18 protein-coding genes are annotated in these 19,579 nt (G+C 31.4%); 11 read left to right on the forward strand and 7 right to left on the reverse strand.

From position 1 onward, the window contains the following. From PMI10_RS01670 to PMI10_RS01705, 8 genes are all read left to right on the forward strand, one after another. Nucleotides 1-1,155, forward strand: a complete 1,155-nt coding sequence (locus PMI10_RS01670) for a glycosyltransferase family 4 protein (RefSeq protein ID WP_007803804.1) — start codon at nucleotides 1-3, stop codon at nucleotides 1,153-1,155. Next, on the forward strand, nucleotides 1,155-2,693 hold the full coding sequence (locus PMI10_RS01675) for a glycosyltransferase family 2 protein (RefSeq protein WP_007803807.1): 1,539 nt from the start codon (nucleotides 1,155-1,157) through the stop codon (nucleotides 2,691-2,693). The genes PMI10_RS01670 and PMI10_RS01675 overlap by 1 nt, the downstream gene beginning before the upstream one ends. After that, nucleotides 2,645-3,688, forward strand: a complete 1,044-nt coding sequence (locus PMI10_RS01680; RefSeq protein WP_007803809.1) for a glycosyltransferase family 2 protein — start codon at nucleotides 2,645-2,647, stop codon at nucleotides 3,686-3,688. Before PMI10_RS01675 ends, PMI10_RS01680 begins: the two co-directional genes overlap by 49 nt. Continuing rightward, a complete protein-coding gene (locus tag PMI10_RS01685) occupies nucleotides 3,685-4,704 on the forward strand; it encodes a hypothetical protein (RefSeq protein WP_007803812.1) in 1,020 nt (339 codons plus the stop codon). The genes PMI10_RS01680 and PMI10_RS01685 overlap by 4 nt, the downstream gene beginning before the upstream one ends. A gap of 17 nt (nucleotides 4,705-4,721) precedes the next feature. Next, a complete protein-coding gene (locus PMI10_RS01690; RefSeq protein ID WP_007803814.1) occupies nucleotides 4,722-5,840 on the forward strand; it encodes a glycosyltransferase family 4 protein in 1,119 nt (372 codons plus the stop codon). Next, nucleotides 5,841-6,920 (forward strand): glycosyltransferase, encoded by a 1,080-nt coding sequence (locus PMI10_RS01695; RefSeq protein WP_007803816.1) that lies wholly within the window; start codon nucleotides 5,841-5,843, stop codon nucleotides 6,918-6,920. Continuing rightward, nucleotides 6,917-8,266 (forward strand): O-antigen ligase family protein, encoded by a 1,350-nt coding sequence (locus PMI10_RS01700; protein WP_007803817.1) that lies wholly within the window; start codon nucleotides 6,917-6,919, stop codon nucleotides 8,264-8,266. Before PMI10_RS01695 ends, PMI10_RS01700 begins: the two co-directional genes overlap by 4 nt. Before the next feature lie 61 nt (nucleotides 8,267-8,327). Continuing rightward, nucleotides 8,328-9,722, forward strand: a complete 1,395-nt coding sequence (locus PMI10_RS01705; RefSeq protein ID WP_007803820.1) for an exopolysaccharide biosynthesis polyprenyl glycosylphosphotransferase — start codon at nucleotides 8,328-8,330, stop codon at nucleotides 9,720-9,722. 7 nt (nucleotides 9,723-9,729) lie between these two features. Here PMI10_RS01705 and PMI10_RS01710 read toward each other — a convergent pair whose 3' ends face one another. Continuing rightward, nucleotides 9,730-10,863 (reverse strand): lipoprotein N-acyltransferase Lnb domain-containing protein, encoded by a 1,134-nt coding sequence (locus PMI10_RS01710; RefSeq protein WP_007803824.1) that lies wholly within the window; start codon nucleotides 10,861-10,863, stop codon nucleotides 9,730-9,732. 35 nt (nucleotides 10,864-10,898) lie between these two features. Next, on the reverse strand, nucleotides 10,899-11,882 hold the full coding sequence (locus PMI10_RS01715; protein WP_035631230.1) for a putative type IX sorting system protein PorV2: 984 nt from the start codon (nucleotides 11,880-11,882) through the stop codon (nucleotides 10,899-10,901). A gap of 273 nt (nucleotides 11,883-12,155) precedes the next feature. On the opposite strand from PMI10_RS01715, the gene PMI10_RS01720 reads away from it, so the two are divergent. Together PMI10_RS01720 and PMI10_RS01725 are read left to right on the forward strand one after the other, a co-directional pair. After that, nucleotides 12,156-12,872 (forward strand): CDP-alcohol phosphatidyltransferase family protein, encoded by a 717-nt coding sequence (locus PMI10_RS01720; RefSeq protein ID WP_007803827.1) that lies wholly within the window; start codon nucleotides 12,156-12,158, stop codon nucleotides 12,870-12,872. A gap of 10 nt (nucleotides 12,873-12,882) precedes the next feature. Beyond that, nucleotides 12,883-13,734, forward strand: a complete 852-nt coding sequence (locus PMI10_RS01725) for a glycoside hydrolase family 25 protein (protein WP_007803830.1) — start codon at nucleotides 12,883-12,885, stop codon at nucleotides 13,732-13,734. 46 nt (nucleotides 13,735-13,780) lie between these two features. Here the strand turns inward: PMI10_RS01725 and lptB are convergent, their stop codons facing one another. The 4 genes from lptB to PMI10_RS01745 form a co-directional block, all read right to left on the reverse strand. Next, nucleotides 13,781-14,521 (reverse strand): LPS export ABC transporter ATP-binding protein, encoded by a 741-nt coding sequence (gene lptB, locus PMI10_RS01730; protein ID WP_007803831.1) that lies wholly within the window; start codon nucleotides 14,519-14,521, stop codon nucleotides 13,781-13,783. A gap of 175 nt (nucleotides 14,522-14,696) precedes the next feature. Next, on the reverse strand, nucleotides 14,697-15,050 hold the full coding sequence (locus PMI10_RS01735) for a carboxymuconolactone decarboxylase family protein (protein ID WP_007803834.1): 354 nt from the start codon (nucleotides 15,048-15,050) through the stop codon (nucleotides 14,697-14,699). Further along, nucleotides 15,043-15,858: a twin-arginine translocase subunit TatC gene (gene tatC, locus PMI10_RS01740; RefSeq protein ID WP_035631197.1), complete on the reverse strand. Its 816-nt coding sequence runs from the start codon at nucleotides 15,856-15,858 to the stop codon at nucleotides 15,043-15,045. The genes PMI10_RS01735 and tatC overlap by 8 nt, the downstream gene beginning before the upstream one ends. Nucleotide 15,859: 1 nt before the next feature. Continuing rightward, complete coding sequence (locus PMI10_RS01745) at nucleotides 15,860-16,825, reverse strand: KpsF/GutQ family sugar-phosphate isomerase (protein ID WP_007803839.1); 966 nt, start codon at nucleotides 16,823-16,825, stop codon at nucleotides 15,860-15,862. An 84-nt stretch (nucleotides 16,826-16,909) separates the two neighbouring features. On the opposite strand from PMI10_RS01745, the gene recQ reads away from it, so the two are divergent. Then, nucleotides 16,910-19,105, forward strand: a complete 2,196-nt coding sequence (gene recQ, locus PMI10_RS01750) for a DNA helicase RecQ (RefSeq protein ID WP_007803841.1) — start codon at nucleotides 16,910-16,912, stop codon at nucleotides 19,103-19,105. Nucleotides 19,106-19,169: 64 nt separating this feature from the next. Here the strand turns inward: recQ and PMI10_RS01755 are convergent, their stop codons facing one another. Continuing rightward, nucleotides 19,170-19,412 (reverse strand): hypothetical protein, encoded by a 243-nt coding sequence (locus PMI10_RS01755; RefSeq protein ID WP_007803843.1) that lies wholly within the window; start codon nucleotides 19,410-19,412, stop codon nucleotides 19,170-19,172. Nucleotides 19,413-19,579: the final 167 nt, after the last annotated feature.

Genomic DNA, 19,579 nt, shown 5'->3' on the forward strand with positions numbered 1-19,579 from the left:
ATGCATATTGCTTTTTTAACTCCCGAATATCCTCATAGTAATGCAAAACATGCTGCGGGAATTGGTACAAGCATCAGAAATTTGGTTCTTGCATTAGTGAAAAAAGGCATAGCAGTTTCGGTATTTGTGTATGGACAAAATAAAGAGGCTGTTTTTTTTGAAGATGAGGTTAAAATTCATTTAATTAAAAATAAAAAATATTCTTTTTTAGGCTGGTTTTTTCATAGAAAGCATATTCAGAAGTATTGCAATACAGTAATCAAAAAAGAAAACATATTACTTATTGAAGCGCCGGATTGGACAGGAATTACGGCTTTTATGAATTTTAGAGTTCCTTTAGTAATTCGTTTTCACGGGAGTGATGCTTATTTCTGCTATTTAGAAAACAGAAAGCAAAAGCTGAAAAATTTCTGGTTTGAAAAATTAGCGATAAATCAAGCAAAAGTATTTATTGCGCCAACAAATTTTGCAGGAGAAGTTTCTAAAAAGCTTTTTAAAATAAAGACAAAAGAAATCAAGACAATTCATCATGGTTTGGAACTTCAAAATTTTGAAAATGCAACTCCGGAAGTGTATGAAAAAAATTTAATCTTGTATATAGGAACTTTAATCAGGAAAAAAGGAGTTTTAGAATTGCCTGAAATTTTTAATAAAGTCAGGAATAGCTTTCCTCAAGCCAAATTGCTTTTAATAGGAAGTGATGCTGCTGATATTCAAACAAAGTCAAAATCAACCTGGCAATTGATGAAAAATCAATTTAATGAGGAGGATTTAAAATATGTCAATTTTTTAGGTAAAATTCCATATAAGGAGATTCAGGACTATATTAAAAAAGCAAACGTTTGTGTTTTTCCAACCTATGCAGAAACCTTTGGGATGGTTACGATAGAATCTATGGCACTACAAAAAGCAGTAGTGAACAGTAACATTGGCTGGGCTCAAGAGCTTATTACGGATCAGGAAAATGGATTTTTGGTTCATCCGGCTGATCATGATTCATTCTCTTCCAGAATAATTGAGTTATTACAAAATAACACACTTTGTTTAGAAATTGGTAAATCGGCAAGGTTTAAAGTGGAGGAGAAATTCGATATTAATAAACTGGTAGAAAAGAATATCGATTTTTATAAAGAAATATTAAACTCAAGCAGATAATGATAGTTATTTATCATCAAAATAATAATGTAGTTGAAGTTGAAGGTAACGAAAAGCATATTGTTTTTTTTCAAAAAAATATTGCCAAGACGTTATTCGAAATGGTAGCATCATATCCAAATGAGTTAATACTTTGGTGTCATGTTGATTTAAAATCTGATTTAAATCTTCCTGCACTTGGCACTGTTTTTCATCATAATAAAATTCTGGCTTCATTTAATCCTTTTCAAAATTCATTTTTATCTGAAGCAGTAGGTTATATTGAAGAATCTCCATTTACTAAAATAAATAAAAAAGTAAGTTATCCTACCTGGCAGATGAGCAGTCATGTAGGAGGAGTTCATTCTTCAGTTCTGTTAGCTTTGAAAGACAATGTTCGGGAAATTAAAAATTTTGATTATTTTTTGCATTCAATGGCAAAATTAGCCATGCCACATGGGCTTTTATGTTATTCAGAACCTCTATTGTTAAAGAATTTATCTTACCAAATCCCAAAAAGTAAAAATGATACTTTTACATTATTTAGATTTGTAAAAGAGCATTATAAAACACGCTGGGTAATTTTACTTTTCCTGAATTTCTTTTTGTATGAAAGAAAAGTAACTATTTTTCCACTTCTTTTTAGTCTTTTTTATTCACAAAAAAAGTTGAGAAACAATTTGTTAAATGAAATTCAAGTTCAATCTGTAAAGAAAGTAGTAGAGTCAGGAACCATTGATGTTATTATTCCGACTATTGGCAGAAAGAAATATTTGTATGATGTTTTAAAGGATTTGTCACAACAAACCCACCTTCCTGAAAAGGTTATTATTGTTGAACAGAATCCAAATCCAGACAGCATTTCAGAATTGGATTATCTCACAAATGAAATTTGGAATTTTGAAATAAAGCACATTTTTACACATCAGGCAGGTGCGTGTAATGCCAGAAATTTGGCTTTGGCCGAAGTAAAAAGTGAATGGGTGTTTTTGAATGACGATGATAATCGATTTGATGAAAATTTATTGAATGATGTCTTATCTAATTTAAACAAATACGGTATAAATGTTTTAACAACGTCTTATTTACAAACGAATGAAATTAAAAGAGTTAATGTAGCATATCAAATCTCATTTTTTGGTTCAGGGAATAGTTTTATACATTCCAGTTTGTTAAATAAAGTTAGATTCAATAATAAGTTTGAATTTGGATACGGGGAAGATTCTGATTTTGGAATGCAGCTTCGAAATCAGGGAACAGATGTCGTTTTTATTCCAGATCTGGAAATATTGCATTTAAAAGCACCAATTGGTGGTTTTAGAACTAAACCCGTTTTGGCTTGGAGTTTAGATAAAGTTCAACCAAAACCGTCTCCAACAATTATGCTCTATAAATTGTTACATTTGAATGAAAAGCAAATATGTGGATATAAAACCATTCTGTTTTTTAAATTTTATAAAGTTCAGTCAATTAAAAATCCAATTAAATATTTCATTAGTTTTAAAAAACAATGGGAGAGAAGTTTGTATTGGGCAAATCAATTAAAAAATCAAGAGTGAATTTTTCGGTAATTATTTGTACATACATGCGACCTGCACCCTTATTGAATTTGTTGCAATCCATTCAAAGGCAAAGTTTGTATCCAACTGAGATTTTGGTAATTGATGGCTCAACGAATAATAAAACTGAAACTATTATAAAAGAAAATCAATTTCAAAATCTAAAATATTTTTTAGTTGCTGAAGATAATCGAGGACTTACCAAACAAAGAAATTTTGGAATTTCTAAAGTGAATGAGGAAAATGAAGTGATTTGTTTTCTTGATGATGATACTGTTCTTGAAACAGATTATTTTGAAAATTTATTAAAAACATACAAATTATTTCCTAATGCTTTAGGAGTGGGCGGATATATTTTTAATGAAATTGAATGGACAAAGGTTGAGGGGGATTATTCTTCAAATAAAAATGAATTTTATTTTGATGGATGGAAGCGTAAAGATGGCAGTCGGTTTGTTTTAAGAAAAAAACTTAAATTAGACAGTGATTGTCCTCCTGGTTTCTCTCCTTCGTTTTCACATGGAAGAAGTGTCGGGTTTTTACCTCCAAGTAATAAAACATATCAGGTAGAACAATTAATGGGAGGTGTTTCATCTTTTAGAAAATCTGTCTTTGAAAAGTTTTCATTTTCTACTTATTTTGAAGGTTATGGTTTATATGAAGATGCCGATTTTACACTGAGAGTTTCAAAAACCGGAAATTTGTATTTGAATACTGCTGCTAAACTTTCTCATTTTCACGCTGAATCCGGACGCCCGAATCAATACCAATACGGGAAAATGGTGGTACGGAATGGTTGGTATGTTTGGAGAATAAAAAATCCAAAACCAAATCTGAAGGATCGTTTTAAATGGAACTCAATAACAATTTTATTGACATTTATACGATTTACTAATATCATTACCGCCAATAATAAAAAAGCTGCTTTTACTGAAACTGTGGGAAGAATAATTGGTTGGTGGAGTCTGCTTTTTAATAAACCAAAACAGCAATGATATTTGTAATAAAAAAGAAAATTATAAAAAAGCTTAAAGAATTTAAGCTAAACTATTCATATGTTAGATTTTACAGAGAAAAAGAACCAGTCATTTATGTGAATTTAAGTCATCGTACAAAAGTTAGAACATATTTGAATCTTTTTTTTAGAATCAAAGCAGTATATAGTGAACCAATTGTTGTGAAATTTTCTGTTTTAAGAATGATATTTTTGGCTAAATGGTTTAACGAGCTTGATTATATTTATTTTGCAAAACCATTTTCGGAATTCAATAAAATTAAAACTTTTGGACACAATCAAAGAAAGGATGATTTTGTGGTAAATTATAATTACAAAAAAATATATACTTCAGATAATTATCAAAAAAATGCGTTGCCATATATCATGCATCCAAGTAATTATTTGCAATCTGAAACAGAAATTTTACCTAAAAATATAGGTATTTTAATGAGTGGGAATTTTGAAGAAAAAATTTATAATACAAATGTGATTCCGGATAATTTTGGATTGCTCAATAGATGGGAAATCTATACAGAAATTCTGAAGCATAAAAAATTACTTTCAATTTCAGGCGACGAATTAGTTAGAGATTTGAATTCTGGTGAATTTAGAAATAAATTAGTTTTAATGAAATGGCAGTCAGGAGCTATTCCAACAGAAAAATGGCGTTATTATTTATCTTCGGCGGAATTTATTTTTTGTGCTCCTGGCATGACAATGCCTATGTGTCATAATGTTTTAGAGGCAATGTCTGTAGGTGTTATACCAATTCTAAATTATCCACACTGGCTTAATCCTTCTTTAAAAGATAATGTTAACTGTCTGGTTTATAAAAGTATTGTTGATGTAAAATCAATAATTGACAAAGCACTTTCTTTATCTTCAGAGGAAAAGATTAAAATGTCTAAAGAGGTACTTAATTATTATAGAAGATATTACGAACTTTTTGATTTCAATGAAAATTCAAACAAAGAATTGATATTATTGAATGAAAACATTAAAGATCTAATTTAATAACATCTAATTAGTTAATGAAATTCGCTATAATTACACATGTAAATCACGTTAAAAATGAGGGTAACTATTTTGGTTATGCTCCATATATACGCGAAATGGATATATGGTTAAAATACGTTGATGAAGTAATAATTGTAGCGCCATCATCGCGAGAAGTCATAACGCCGATTGATCTGGCTTATAGACATCACACGATTGATTTTAGAAAAGTCCCCGATTTTAGTTTTACCAGCTTAAAAAATAATTTAGTTTCAGTTTTTAAACTGCCAATAATTTTTTGGAAGATATTTGGCGCTATGAAAAAGGCTGATCATATTCATTTACGCTGTCCGGGAAATATGGGTTTGGTTGCTGGGTTTGTTCAAATATTTTTTCCTAATAAAATAAAAACGGCTAAATATGCAGGAAATTGGGATCCTAAAAGTAAACAACCATGGACGTATCGTTTGCAAAAATATATTTTGAGCAACACTTTTTTAACCCGAAATATGCAAGTGTTGGTTTATGGTGATTGGGAAAATCAATCTAAAAATATAAAACCTTTTTTCACAGCAACGTATTCAGAATCTGAAAAAGAAAATATTATAAAGAAAGGTTTTGAAACAGTCGTAGAATTTATTTTTGTTGGAAGTTTAGTTGCGGGTAAAAATCCAATGTATGCGATACAATTAGTTGAACAATTAATTAAAAAAGGGAAAAATGTTGTTCTGAATTTATATGGAGAAGGAATCGAAAAAGCATTTTTAGAAGAATATATTAAAGAAAAACAACTAGAAAATTATATTTTATTGCATGGAAATCAAAATCAGGAAGTTGTAAAAAAAGCATATCAAAAAAGCCATTTTGTACTATTGCCCTCTAAAAGCGAGGGTTGGCCAAAAGCTATCGCAGAAGGTATGTTTTGGGGTTGTATCCCTGTAGCAACCCCGGTTTCATGTGTTCCTTTTATGCTTGATCATGCAAATAGAGGCATTTTGCTGGAGATGGATTTGAAAAAAGATTTAGAACAAATAGAGAAAATATGGAGTGATGGAAAGAGTTTTTCTGCAAAAAGCAAATTAGCAAGTGACTGGTCGCAAAACTATACTACTAATTTTTTTGAATCAGAAATTAAAAAGCTATTAGTGAAATAAATGAGAGTAATACAAATCATAGATTCTTTAGAAGCTGGTGGTGCTGAACGCATGGCAGTGAATTATGCAAATGCATTAGCTGAAAAAATAGTTTTTTCGGGATTAGTTGCCACCAGAAAAGAGGGAGCTTTGAAAACTCAAATTGCGTCTAAAGTGCCTTATTTATTTTTGAAAAAAAAGAAAAGTATAGATTTAAAAGCCGTTTTTAAATTAAGAAAATTTATAAAAAAAAATAAAGTTGATATAATCCATGCCCATAGTTCTTCATTTTTTATAGCTGTTTTAGTAAAATTGACTTTGCCAGGAATAAAAATTGTTTGGCATGATCACTATGGAAGTCGTGCTAAAGAATCTGTAAAAAATAATAAAGTTCTGATTTTCATGTCTGTTTTTTTTTCATCTATTTTTGTTGTAAATCTTCAACTGAAAGAATGGAATAAGAAAAATATGAAATGCTCACAAGTAATTTTTATACCTAATTTTGCAACTTTTCAGAATGGATCAGCACAAGTAACCCACCTAAAAGGAACAGTAGGTAAAAAAATTGTTTTTTTAGCAAATCTGAAAAATCCTAAGAATCATATTTTAATTTTGAAAGCTTTTTATGAATTAAAATTAAAGGAATTAGACTGGAGTTTACATTTGATAGGTAAGGATTATTCTGACTCTTATTCAGATGCAATAAAAGTTTTTGTAAAATCTTATTCTCTGGAGAATCATGTACATTTGTATGGAGATAGAAATGATATAAAGTTTATTCTGTCACAAGCATCAATAGGTGTTTTAGCTTCAATTGAGGAAGGTTTTCCAGTAACGTTACTGGAATATGCTTTAGAGAGTTTAGCTGTAGTTTCAACTAATGTTGGATATTGCTCGTCAGTTATTAAAGATGGTTTTAGCGGTTTGTTGTTTGACCCCTCTTCAGATTCAGAAGTAAAAAATCAATTGCTTAAATTAGTCAAGAATGATTTATTTAGAAAAATGTTGGGGGATAATTTTAAACAATCAGTCATTGAAAATTTTTCAGAAGAAGTTGTGATTGAAAGATTAATTTTAGCGTATCAAAAAAATAAAGAATGAAAAACAATTCATTGTCTTATAGTTTTCTCCTCATAATACATGCATTGATTGCGTTAGCAGTTTTTGTTCTGCCTTTTTTATCAAAAATTTATGCACTTTTGATCCCAATTGTTGGTTTTTATATTGTTTATGTAACAAAAAATAAAAATAATGAAGTTCTCTTAATAGTGGCATACATGGTTGGTGTAGAAGTTTTTTTACGAATGACCGGGGGTAATTTTAATAATGAATTTGTGAAGGTAAACGTTATATTTTTCATGCTTTTGGGTATGATCTACAGTAATTTTTCTATAAACTCATTTGTATATTGGTTTTTTTTGATTTTGTTAATTCCAGGTATTTTAGTAACATCAATTCTCCCTGATTTTAGTACGGACATCCGAAAAGTATTAGTTTTTAATTTATCCGGACCTGTTTGTTTAGCTATTTGTGCTATTTATACGTTTAAAAGAAGAATTTTATTTGCCGACTTACAAAATATACTAGTCTTAATGGGCCTTCCTGTTGTAACAACTGCTGTTTATTTGTTTTTATATAATCCGAGTGTAAGGGAGGTGGTGACTGGAACACAATCTAATTTTGATACTTCCGGAGGATTTGGGCCTAATCAGGTTTCGACAATTCTGGGTTTAGGAATGTTTATCTTTTTTACGCAATTGATATTGTTCTCAAAATCAAAAAAAATAATGGTTCTGAACGGTATTTTGTTAATATTTATTAGTTACAGAGCCGTTGTAACTTTTTCAAGAGGCGGGGTTATAACCGCAGTAGTTATGATTATAGGATTGCTTTTTTTGCTGTACTATTTTTCAAATGCAAAAGGCAAAGGCAAATTTAGTTTAGTCTTTCTATTAACAGGATTTATGGCTATGGGAATTTGGACTTATAGCTCTTTGCAGACAAATGGGCTTATTAACAAGCGTTATGCTAATCAGGATGCAAGAGGAAGAGTAAAAAAAGATCGTTTAGGAGGAAGAGAAGAAGTCATGGATTCAGAATTTAAACTTTTTTTGGATAATCCTATCTTGGGTGTGGGAGCCGGAATGGGAAAAAAGATAAGAAAAGTAGATTTAGGAGTTGAAGTTGCTTCACATAATGAAATATTCCGTATGCTGAGTGAACATGGTTTGTTTGGAATATTTGGGCTTTTATTATTGTTAATTACACCTTTAATTCTTTACATGAATAACAGGCAGCATCTTTATTTTTTATCTTTTTATGTGTTTTGGCTCTTAACGATTAATCATGCTGCCATGCGTACAGCTGCTCCAGCGTTTGTTTACGCCTTGGCACTTCTTTCTGTTGAAGTTAAAAATCCAAAAAGGGCAGAGAATTCAGAAGATTAAATTACATTATTTATAATATCTTTGCTTTCCATTAATTACTTAATCAACTCCGATAAGCCCCATGCTTTCTAAATATAAAATGCATTTCGAAATATCTGAACGTAAAGTGTTACTTCGTCTTTTTGATGCAATTTTTGTGTTGGGAATGTTATTTTTGGCAGATTATTTTTTTGAGTATCACTATTTTGAATTTAAAAGAATTAACCTTCAGGGGTTGGTTTTATTGATAAGTTATATATACATTTTTGGAGCAATTTTCGAGATGTATAACTTACAAGTGGCTAGTAATCAGTTTCAAATTCTTCAAAGTGTAATTCTGGCTACTACAGCAACAGTTTTACTTTATTTGTTTACACCTGTTTTGTCACCGGAACTTCCTAAACACCGATTAGCAATACTTGTTTTTTATGTTGCTATTTTAAGTGCATTATTACTTTGGCGCTTTTTTTATGTTTATTTTTTAGCAACTTACCGGTTTTCTCAAAGTGTCGTTTTAATTTGTAATAAAAGTCAGGTTGAAGAACTTGTTTCAGGTCTTGAAAATGTTGATCCACACTATAAAGTTATTGGTTTTGTGAATTCAGATTCTGTAGTAGAAAAGGATTTTAGCTTACATTACATTAAAGAAATTGAAAAAAATGAATTATCGGCTTTTGTTCATCAAAACAATATTTCAGAAATTCTCATAGCTTCACATAAAACGGAAGGTATCACATCCGATTTATACCAGCAATTACTTCATTTATTAGAGTCAGGGAATATTATTAGAGAATATACACAGGTTTACGAAAGCAAAACACAACGTATTCCTGTTCAATATATTTCCAGAGATTTTTATCGTTTTTTTCCATTTAGCCGAAGTAATAATAATAAGTTGTATTTATTATTAGTAGCATTTCTGGAATTTGTTTTTTCTTTAACCGGTTTGATTTTTTGCATCATTTTTATTCCGTTAATTTTTATATTAAATATTTTTGGAAATAAAGGACCTTTGTTTTACACCCAAGAACGTGTGGGTAAACACGGAAAAATATTTCAAATATATAAGTTCAGGACAATGATTGAAAATTCCGAAACTAACGGAGCTGTCTTTGCTACATCAAACGATAAGAGAATAACACCATTTGGAAAATTCATGCGTAAGGCAAGAATTGATGAATTTCCTCAGTTTATAAATGTTTTAAAAGGAGATATGGCAATTATTGGACCAAGACCCGAAAGACCATTTTTTGTAAAAGAAATTGCAGATATTATGCCATTCTATGAAACCCGACATGTTATAAAACCAGGTCTTACAGGTTGGGCACAAGTAAATTATTCATATGGAGAATCTATAGAAGAAAGCTTGATAAAATTGCAATACGACCTATATTATATCAAACATCGAAGTATTTTCCTCGATCTGAGCATTACCTTTAAAACCGTAACGACGGTTTTATTCTACAGAGGGCAATAATTATTTTTTAGATTATTATCGGAATTCTTTTTTTATTTCGAATAGCGATCCTTGTCAATACAACCCCGCTTGTAATTATCATTGGTAAAACAATTAAAAAATGTGCTTTGTTAATGATGAAAAGCGTATAAAAGACTAATAATGCCAAATGTAAAACAGCAAATTTATAAGTCCGTCTTTTGTTATTGATAACAGAAAAAATAATCAAAATTAATAAAAGCGGACTGAATAATAATATGTTGTAATTCATTGCCAATTCATGATGAAATGAATAAAATCCAACCGCGACAAAAAAGAATCCCATTAAAGATAAAATGAATAAATAAATTTTGTCTATTGCTTTTTGATTTATTAAAACAACAAAAGCAAGTATAATAATGTAACTGTAAACATTATTCCACCATGAGATTGGTGTTTCTTTTTCAAAATTTAAAATTGTTTTGCTTTTACTCACAAAAGGACGATTTTCGAAAGTTGTTTTTTCTAAACTATTTTTCAATTCGAATGGCAGGAATATTTTAGTGCCTAATTGATCTACTTTCCTTCCAAAAATAATACTTGTTCCCAGCTTCTCATAAAAATGTCCGTCAAAATAAGGGAATAAAATACTTCTGTATGTTTTGTCTGTATCTCCTTTTTTGGTGATTACAATTTTATTTAATGATTTATTGATAATATCAACCACCATTGAAGTACAATTTTTATCAATAAATTTATAAGTGTAGTATCTGTCCCCGGAAAGTAATGTTGAATTTAAATTGTCGAATATTTTTTGTTTTAGATCCTTGTCAATAAGCAATTCTTGCTCGTAGACACTTCTTTTTTCATAATTATATTCGTTAATAAAATCATTATAAGGATGTACAACTACAAAATATTGTAAATCACCTTTTGCAAATTTTGCAACAAAATTAGGGGTACTGAAATCAAAAGCGCCATAATTATAGACTAAGTCAATATTATTAACCGGATCGGCAATACGAATGGCTGTGTGGCCAAAATAAGAATAGGTTTCGTTGCCTAAACCACATGTAATTATACTAACATGAGCCTTTTCTGATAATGGTAAATTTTGTCCAAAACTAAAATTGATACATAATAGTAACAGAAAAAATATTTTTTGAAATGATAATCTTTTCATATTTTAATTTTTGTGTTTTATACTTGTAAAAATTATTATCTAAAAATGCCTAAATCTACTTTCAAAGAAAATATATTTGAATATAAGGCAGTACTTTGATTTCCTAAATCGGTTAAAGCATAATCAACCTGAATCCCTTTGTATTTAAAACCAAGTCCGATGTTAGGTTGAAAATTTAATTTCTCAGAATTGTCTAATTGTGTCACATTTTGAAAATTACCGGCACCGGCTCTTAAAAAAACCAAGTCTGTGTATCCAAATTCTAATCCAAGTGCAGGATCGATACTTACTACTTTGGATGAAATAATATCGTTAGTCTGTTCAAAACGCATATTCAGGTTGGTAGCAACCAAAAGCGTATAATCATAATGAAATTCGATTTTTTTTGAAATTCCTAATTGAGCTTTTGGTAAAGTAATTTCTGTGCTTTCAGGTAATTCCTGATTTTCTCCCGGAATAGCATCCGCTATTTTTTTATATTCTTCTTCGTCAATATTCCAAATATTATAGGTAGTTGTAATATCGCGAAGCATCAATCCAAATTTCCAGTCATTTTTTTCAAATTGAAGTCCGAAATCAAAACCAAATCCCCATGAATTAGCGAATTTACCAATTACACGTCTAATGATTTTGGCATTTACACCGTATTGAAATCCTTCAATAGGTAATTTTCTGGCGTATGAAAATGTAAAGCCATAATCTGCTGTCGAGAACAAGTTAATTCGGTTATAATCAATATTGCCTTGATTGTCGATTAGTTGTGTTGTGTCTAAAATATCATCAACCCCAAAACGAATCATTGAGATTCCCCAGGCACTTCTGTCATCAATCGGTATTGCATATCCGATATAATCATATTGTGCAATATTTGCAAAATAATTGGCGTGCATTAATGAAATCTGATGATCTTCAAGGTGTGTCAGCCCGGCAGGATTCCAATAAACAGAATTAACATCGTTAGTCGAAGCGACAACAGCACTTGACATTCCTAAGGCTGCTGCATCAACACCAATATTCATAAATTCATTCGAATATTTTCGAACGGTTTGTGCATAATGTGTTGTATAACTCCAAAATAATAAAAACACTAAGATTTTTTTCAACGTATTTATTTTTTCAAACCTAAGCTTGTTTAATTTTTTATCAAAAATATAATTTTTTACTGAGCTAATTCCTTCCTTTTCATAAATAATACAAAAGTCTGGTTTTATAATAAAAAACTCTATTAAAAACGCATAGAACATTGACTTATTATACTAAATTTGTTCTTTAGACCTTCAAAATTATAAACGATGAATATTAAAAAACACATTCCTAATTTAATTACACTTATTAATCTTTTTTGTGGCTGCATTGCTGTGGTATTTGTTTCAGAAAGTAATTACGAAATGGCTTTCTATATGGTTTGTTTAGGGATATTTTTTGATTTTTTTGATGGTTTTTTTGCCAGATTATTCAAAGTTTCCAGTCCGCTTGGCTTGCAATTAGATTCTTTGGCAGATATGGTTACCAGCGGAGTTGTTCCGGGGTATGTAATGTATACTCTTTTTGTAAAAAGTGCAAATCCTCATGATGTAATTGGATCAGCTTTTATTCCTTTTTTAGGCTTCATCGTCACTTTAGGCTCATGCTATAGATTGGCTAATTTCAATATTGATATACGCCAAACCGATTCGTTTATTGGCTTGCCTACTCCTGCAAATGCACTTTTTATTCTGAGTTTGCCTTTGGTGATTGAATTTTCAGATTCTTTAATGATATTTGAAATTTTAACGAACTATTGGGTTTTGTTAGGAATTGCTTTGTGTAGTGCTTATGTTTTAAATGCTGAAATCCCTTTGTTTGCTTTAAAAATCAAGAAATTTAATTTAAAAGATAATGCCTTGCAGATCGTATTTTTATTGATTTCGTTGGTAATGTTAATTTTTCTTCATTATATAGCAATTCCTTTAATTATCATTTTTTACGTGTTGTTATCAGTTGTAAATAATAAGTTTTTGAAAAAGTAGTTTCATTCGAATGGCAAGAAAAACAACTTATCGTAAAACAACTTCAAAGAAATCCGGGAGATCATTTTTTAGCAGTGTCTTTAGATTCATTTCTTTGTCTTTACTTGCATTGCTTTTTGTTGCGGTAATTTATCATTATCGAAGAGGACTAGCATATTATCTTGGATTTAAATCAGACAAGATTAGTGAGAAAGAAGCCGAAGATAAACGCCTTTCCGACATTCGGAATTTTCAGGTTCTGGCTAAACATGAAGGAAAATCGATTGGCTTGGATGTATCCGAATATCAGGGGAAAATCAGCTGGTCATACGTGGATACTTTAGAACAAAAGTATCCGATAGATTTTGTATTTATCAGAGCAACAGTTGGAAGAGACAGAAAAGATTTTCAGTTTAAACGAAATTGGATTGGTGCTAAAGAAAATAAAATGATCCGTGGAGCCTATCATTACTATCGGCCAAATGAAAATTCTATAGAACAGGCTGATCTTTTTATTAAGACGGTTACACTTCAAAAAGGAGATTTACCACCGGTTTTGGATATAGAAAAACTGCCAAAAAATCAATCTTTGGATAGTTTAAAAAAAGGATTGAAACGTTGGTTGTTAAGAGTAGAAAATCATTATAAAGTACGTCCGATAATTTATACAGGCGAAAGATATTATTCTGATTTTTTAAAAGAAGAATTTGGTGAATATCTTTTTTGGATTGCCAATTATAATTTTTACAGGGAAAAAATAGAAGACGACTGGTTGTTTTGGCAGTTTACGGAAAAAGCAACCGTGCCGGGAATCAGGAAAACTGTAGATGTAAATATTTATAATGGCGATTTACAGCAATTACAGTTTATTACGGTTGAATAGTTTTCAGTCGCAGTGTGAGTACTGAAAACTGCGACTGAATACTTTATTAAAATTCTAATTTCTTTTTACGCAATTCGAAATTTTGACCAAGATAAACGCGGCGGACCATTTCATCTTCAACTAATTCTTCAGGAATTCCGGCTTTTAGAATTCCACCTTCAAACATTAAGTACGTTTTATCAGTAATCGCTAAAGTTTCCTGAACGTTGTGGTCGGTAATTAAGATTCCTATATTTTTATTTTTTAATTGGGCAACAATTCTTTGGATATCTTCTACCGCTACAGGGTCAACCCCTGCAAAAGGTTCGTCCAATAAAATAAATTTAGGGTCTGTAGCCAATGCGCGGGCAATTTCTGTACGGCGACGTTCCCCTCCCGAAAGTAAATCACCACGGTTGGTGCGAATGTGTTCTAAGCTGAATTCTTCTATCAGACTTTCCATTTTTGCAATTTGCTCTTCTTTTGAAAGTTTAGTCAATTGCAAAACACTTAGGATATTGTCTTCAATACTTAATTTCCTGAAAACAGATGCTTCCTGTGCCAGATAACCAATTCCTTGTTGTGCACGTTTATACATCGGATAATCAGTAATATTCAAATCATCAAGATAAATATTTCCTGAATTTGGTTTAACCAATCCAACGATCATGTAAAACGAAGTTGTTTTTCCGGCACCATTCGGTCCCAAAAGTCCCACGATTTCTCCTTGATTTACTTCAACAGAGATTCCTTTTACAACACTTCGACCTTTGTAGGTTTTGATTAAATTATCGGCTCTTAGCTTCATTTTTAATTAGATAATTGGATAATTAGAAAATGAGATAATTAAAAAACCAACTCAAATTCAATTTTAAAAATTTATTAGAAGGACAAATTAAAAGTAAAATAATCAATCAGGTAAATGAATTAACAAATTATTGCGTTTTCAATGAAATTATCTAATTGACTAATCGGCACATTTTCTAATTTGCAGCTTCCTCTTCTAAAGCTTCCCAGAATTCATATGCTCTTCTTAAATGTGGAATTACGATTGTTCCTCCAACCAAAGTTGCGATTCCCATGGCTTCCATCATTTCTTCTTTTGTAACACCTTCTTTATGGCTTGTTTCTAAATGATATTTTACACAGTCATCACAACGTAAAACAGCAGATGCAACTAATCCTAAAAGCTCTTTTGTCTTTACGTCAAGTGCTCCGGGAGCATAAGCATTGGTGTCAAGATTAAAAATTCGCTTTACAATTTTGTTATTGTCAGCGAGTAATTTTTCGTTCATTTTAGAACGATAGTCGTTAAATTCTTGAATGATATCAGACATTTTGTTTGTTTTTATTTTTATAAACAATTTTTGATATAAGGATGCTTACTTCGTAAATTATTAACATTGGTATTGCTACAATAGTTTGGCTTACTACATCCGGTGGGGTTACGATTGCTGCGATGATTAAAATGATAATTACGGCATATTTCCAGTATTTTCGTAAAAAATCAGGTGTTACTAGGCCTAATTTGGTTAGGAAATAAATAATGATAGGTAATTCAAAAAATAATCCGCTTGCGAGGACACTTGTTTTCACCATTCCCATATAAGACTCTAAAGTAAATTGATTAATTACCACATCACTCACGGAAAAAGTAGCCACGAAATTTACTGACATCGGAATCACAACATAATATCCGAATAAGACTCCTAAAAAGAAAAGCAAGGAAGAAGTGAAAATAAATACTTTAGCATTTTTTCTTTCTTTCTCGTATAATGCAGGGCTGATAAATTTCCAAAGCTCCCATAGTATATAAGGAAAGCTTAAGATAAAACCAGCCAAAATACACATCCAGACAAAGATGTTTACCTGTCCTTCCATTTCTGTATTTTGGATAATGAAATTTAATTCAGTAATGCATATGCTGTCTGCAAATCCTAATTGGTGCGATAAGTCGCAAAACCATCGATACGTAAAAAATGTGGGCCTGGTTGGTCCCAGAATAATAACATCAAATAAATAATCACTGATAAAATAAGTCACAAATGCCATAATGCAAATTGCAGCTGTACTTCTGACTAATAACCATCTTAACTCTTCCAGATGGTCTAAAAACGACATTTCGCTAAGGTTTTTCTTTGCCATGTTATACGATTCCTTCTTTTAAAATGTCATGTAAATGTAATACGCCTTTGTAGGTTCCGTTGTCGGAGACTATTAATTGTGTAATAGAAAAATCTTCAAGAATGTTTAAAGCATCTACGGCCATTGTTTCTGATGTTACTAATTTTGGGTTTTTTGACATAATATCTTTTGCAGTCAAATCAGCAATTGAATCTCTGTCGTTTAGCATTCTTCTAATGTCACCATCAGTAATAATTCCGATTATCTTGTCATTTTCTATGACAGCGGTAACACCTAATCTTTTTTCAGAAATTTCGAAAATTACTTTTTTAACAGAAGTATCCGGAGAAACCATTGGTTTTAATGAATTCTCAATCATATCTTTTACGCGAAGTAATAATTTTTTTCCTAAAGCCCCGCCTGGATGGTAAACTGCAAAATCTTCGGGTTTAAAGTCACGCATTTCCATTAAAGAAACCGCTAGTGCATCTCCCATAACCAATTGTGCAGTGGTGCTGTTTGTTGGTGCCAGATTAATTGGGCACGCTTCCATATCAACAGTTGTATTTAAAACATAGTCAGATCCTTTGGCTAAAAATGAAGTTACATTTCCGGTCATTCCAATTAAAATGTTTCCAAAACGTTTTAATAATGGGACTAAAACTTTGATTTCAGGACTATTTCCGCTTTTTGAAATGCAGATAATAATATCTTCATTTTGTATCATTCCTAAGTCACCATGGATAGCTTCTGAAGCGTGGAGAAACATTGAAGGTGTTCCGGTTGAATTGAAAGTAGCGACCATTTTTTGTGCAATAATGGCACTTTTTCCAATGCCCGTAACAATTAATCGTCCTTTCGTTTCATAAATGCGTTGTGCAGCTTCGTAAAAATTTTCGTCCAGATAATCAATTAGCTTTATAATTGCTTCACTTTCAGAGAGTATGGTTTTTTTTGCGATAGCTAAAATATTTTCTTTTGTAATCAAAACAGGAAAGTTAAAATTTGTGAGTGTGAAAGAAATTTGTATCTTTATAATGCAAATTTATACAAAATACCATTAATATAAAGAATGAATTCAAACGAAATTGAAATACATAAGGAATTAAAGAAGTATTTCGGCTTTAGCCAATTTAAGGGTTTGCAGGAGCAAGTCATTACAAGTATTTTAAATAAAAAAAATACTTTCGTAATTATGCCTACTGGTGGAGGGAAATCTCTTTGTTATCAATTGCCCGCTTTAATTCAGGACGGAACTGCTATCGTTGTTTCGCCTTTAATTGCTTTAATGAAAAATCAGGTTGATGCTATTCGAAGTCTTTCTTCTGAAAATGGAATTGCCCATGTACTGAATTCTTCCCTTACAAAAACTGAAATTGCTCAGGTAAAAAAAGATATTACTTCTGGTTTAACCAAACTTTTATATGTAGCCCCGGAATCTTTGACGAAAGAAGAATATGTGGCTTTTTTGCAAAGTGTACCCATTTCATTTGTAGCAATTGATGAAGCCCATTGTATCTCTGAATGGGGACATGATTTTAGACCTGAATACAGAAATTTAAAAAATATAATTAAGCAGTTGGGCAGTGTTCCTATCATTGGTCTTACGGCCACTGCTACTCCAAAAGTTCAGGAAGATATCCTTAAAAATTTGGATATGTCTGATGCAAATACTTTCAAAGCATCATTTAACAGACCTAATTTATACTACGAAGTTCGTACTAAAACCAAAAATATAGAGTCTGATATTATTCGGTTTATCAAACAACACAAAGGTAAATCAGGCATTATTTATTGTTTAAGCCGAAAAAAAGTAGAAACGATTGCGGAGGTTTTACAAGTAAATGGAATTAGTGCCGTTCCTTATCATGCAGGTTTAGATGCCAAAACACGGGCTAAGCATCAGGATATGTTTTTGATGGAAGATGTTGATGTGGTGGTAGCTACAATTGCTTTCGGAATGGGAATTGATAAACCGGACGTTAGATTTGTAATTCATCACGATATTCCAAAATCACTCGAAAGTTATTATCAGGAAACCGGTCGTGCTGGCCGCGATGGAGGAGAAGGACATTGTCTGGCATACTACTCCTATAAAGATGTTGAAAAATTAGAAAAATTCATGTCAGGTAAGCCGGTTGCAGAGCAGGAAATTGGTTTTGCTTTATTGCAGGAAGTGGTGGCTTATGCCGAAACTTCAATGTCTCGAAGAAAATTCCTGTTGCATTATTTTGGTGAAGAATTTGATAGTGAAAATGGCGAAGGTGCGGATATGGATGATAATGTCCGTAATCCTAAAACCCGAATCGAAGCACAAGATCAAGTCGTTAAATTGTTGGAGATTGTTCGCGATACTAAGCATATTTATAAATCAAAAGAAATTGTGTTTACATTAATTGGTCGTATTAATGCAGTAATTAAAGCACATAAAACAGATACACAGTCGTTTTTTGGTTCAGGATCTGATCATGACGAAAAATACTGGATGGCATTGCTTAGACAAGTCCTGGTTGCAGGTTATTTGTCTAAAGATATTGAAACCTATGGTGTAGTGAAAATTACCCAAAGCGGATTGGACTTTATAAAAAAACCGATTTCGTTTATGATGTCTGAAGATCATGAATATAATGAAGCAGAAGATGATGCCATTGTTACTGCAGCAAAATCATCAGGAACCGCAGACGAAGTTTTGATGACAATGCTACGTGAACTTCGTAAAAAAGTAGCTAAAAAACTGGGAGTTCCTCCATTTGTTGTTTTTCAGGATCCCTCTCTTGAAGATATGGCTTTAAAATATCCTGTTACTTTAACGGAATTATATAATATTCACGGAGTTGGAGAAGGAAAAGCCAAGAAATATGGTGGCGATTTTGTAGCCTTAATTAATCGCTATGTAGAGGATAATGATATCATTCGTCCAGATGATTTAGTGGTGAAATCTACCGGAGTAAACTCAGCCAATAAATTGTATATTATTCAGAATATAGATCGAAAATTATCATTGAACGATATTGCTTCTGCAAAAGGTCTGACTATGGATACTTTGATTAAAGAAATGGAGCAAATTGTGTATTCCGGTACAAAACTTAATATTAAATATTGGGTTGATGATATGCTTGATGATGATCAGCAGGAAGAAATTCATGATTATTTCATGGAATCAGAATCTGATAAAATCGAAGATGCCCTTAAAGAATTCGATGGTGAATATGATATTGATGAATTACGCCTAATGCGAATAAAATTTATCAGCGAAGTTGCGAATTAAAGAAAGTTTACAGTCTCAGTTTCTAGTTTACAGTTTTTTACTGAGACTGAAAACGGAGACTAAATTACTCCTCAGTATAAACTTCCCCACGATGCGGTTTCAAAGCATCTCTTACCTGAATCATATTTTCATCGGTGACGACCATAAAAGCAATGGTATGCATGTCGTTTATGATTTTAAAACCCGTAATATTTAGTGGAAGTTTTTCTATGGCAATATATTCTTTCAAATGAATTTCATGATGTTCAGCTGTTTTTGCCGAAGCAGGACCGCGAAAATCCCAAATTAGTTTTATTTTTCTAGACATTGTTTTTAAGGTGCAAAGGTTCAGAGTAACAAAGGTACAAAGTCTATTTTGAAATTTATGCTTTGAAGTTATCCTATTGTCAGTTCGAGTGGAGTCGAGAACCTTTGCTGCATCTTGACTTAATCAGATAAAAGTTGCAATTGATATAATTTCATTTCAAAATGTTA

Source organism: Flavobacterium sp. CF136 (genome assembly GCF_000282055.1).
Taxonomy (GTDB): domain Bacteria; phylum Bacteroidota; class Bacteroidia; order Flavobacteriales; family Flavobacteriaceae; genus Flavobacterium.

What these genes read in the sequence shown, in the direction of transcription:
- PMI10_RS01670 (WP_007803804.1), top strand. Translation starts at nt 1, where the DNA reads ATGCATATTGCTTTTTTAACTCCCGAATATCCTCATAGTAATGCAAAA.
- PMI10_RS01675 (WP_007803807.1), top strand. Translation starts at nt 1,155, where the DNA reads ATGATAGTTATTTATCATCAAAATAATAATGTAGTTGAAGTTGAAGGT.
- PMI10_RS01680 (WP_007803809.1), top strand. Translation starts at nt 2,645, where the DNA reads ATGGGAGAGAAGTTTGTATTGGGCAAATCAATTAAAAAATCAAGAGTG.
- PMI10_RS01685 (WP_007803812.1), top strand. Translation starts at nt 3,685, where the DNA reads ATGATATTTGTAATAAAAAAGAAAATTATAAAAAAGCTTAAAGAATTT.
- PMI10_RS01690 (WP_007803814.1), top strand. Translation starts at nt 4,722, where the DNA reads ATGAAATTCGCTATAATTACACATGTAAATCACGTTAAAAATGAGGGT.
- PMI10_RS01695 (WP_007803816.1), top strand. Translation starts at nt 5,841, where the DNA reads ATGAGAGTAATACAAATCATAGATTCTTTAGAAGCTGGTGGTGCTGAA.
- PMI10_RS01700 (WP_007803817.1), top strand. Translation starts at nt 6,917, where the DNA reads ATGAAAAACAATTCATTGTCTTATAGTTTTCTCCTCATAATACATGCA.
- PMI10_RS01705 (WP_007803820.1), top strand. Translation starts at nt 8,328, where the DNA reads ATGCTTTCTAAATATAAAATGCATTTCGAAATATCTGAACGTAAAGTG.
- PMI10_RS01710 (WP_007803824.1), bottom strand. Translation starts at nt 10,863, where the DNA reads ATGAAAAGATTATCATTTCAAAAAATATTTTTTCTGTTACTATTATGT.
- PMI10_RS01715 (WP_035631230.1), bottom strand. Translation starts at nt 11,882, where the DNA reads ATGAATATTGGTGTTGATGCAGCAGCCTTAGGAATGTCAAGTGCTGTT.
- PMI10_RS01720 (WP_007803827.1), top strand. Translation starts at nt 12,156, where the DNA reads ATGAATATTAAAAAACACATTCCTAATTTAATTACACTTATTAATCTT.
- PMI10_RS01725 (WP_007803830.1), top strand. Translation starts at nt 12,883, where the DNA reads ATGGCAAGAAAAACAACTTATCGTAAAACAACTTCAAAGAAATCCGGG.
- lptB (WP_007803831.1), bottom strand. Translation starts at nt 14,521, where the DNA reads ATGAAGCTAAGAGCCGATAATTTAATCAAAACCTACAAAGGTCGAAGT.
- PMI10_RS01735 (WP_007803834.1), bottom strand. Translation starts at nt 15,050, where the DNA reads ATGTCTGATATCATTCAAGAATTTAACGACTATCGTTCTAAAATGAAC.
- tatC (WP_035631197.1), bottom strand. Translation starts at nt 15,858, where the DNA reads ATGGCAAAGAAAAACCTTAGCGAAATGTCGTTTTTAGACCATCTGGAA.
- recQ (WP_007803841.1), top strand. Translation starts at nt 16,910, where the DNA reads ATGAATTCAAACGAAATTGAAATACATAAGGAATTAAAGAAGTATTTC.
- PMI10_RS01755 (WP_007803843.1), bottom strand. Translation starts at nt 19,412, where the DNA reads ATGTCTAGAAAAATAAAACTAATTTGGGATTTTCGCGGTCCTGCTTCG.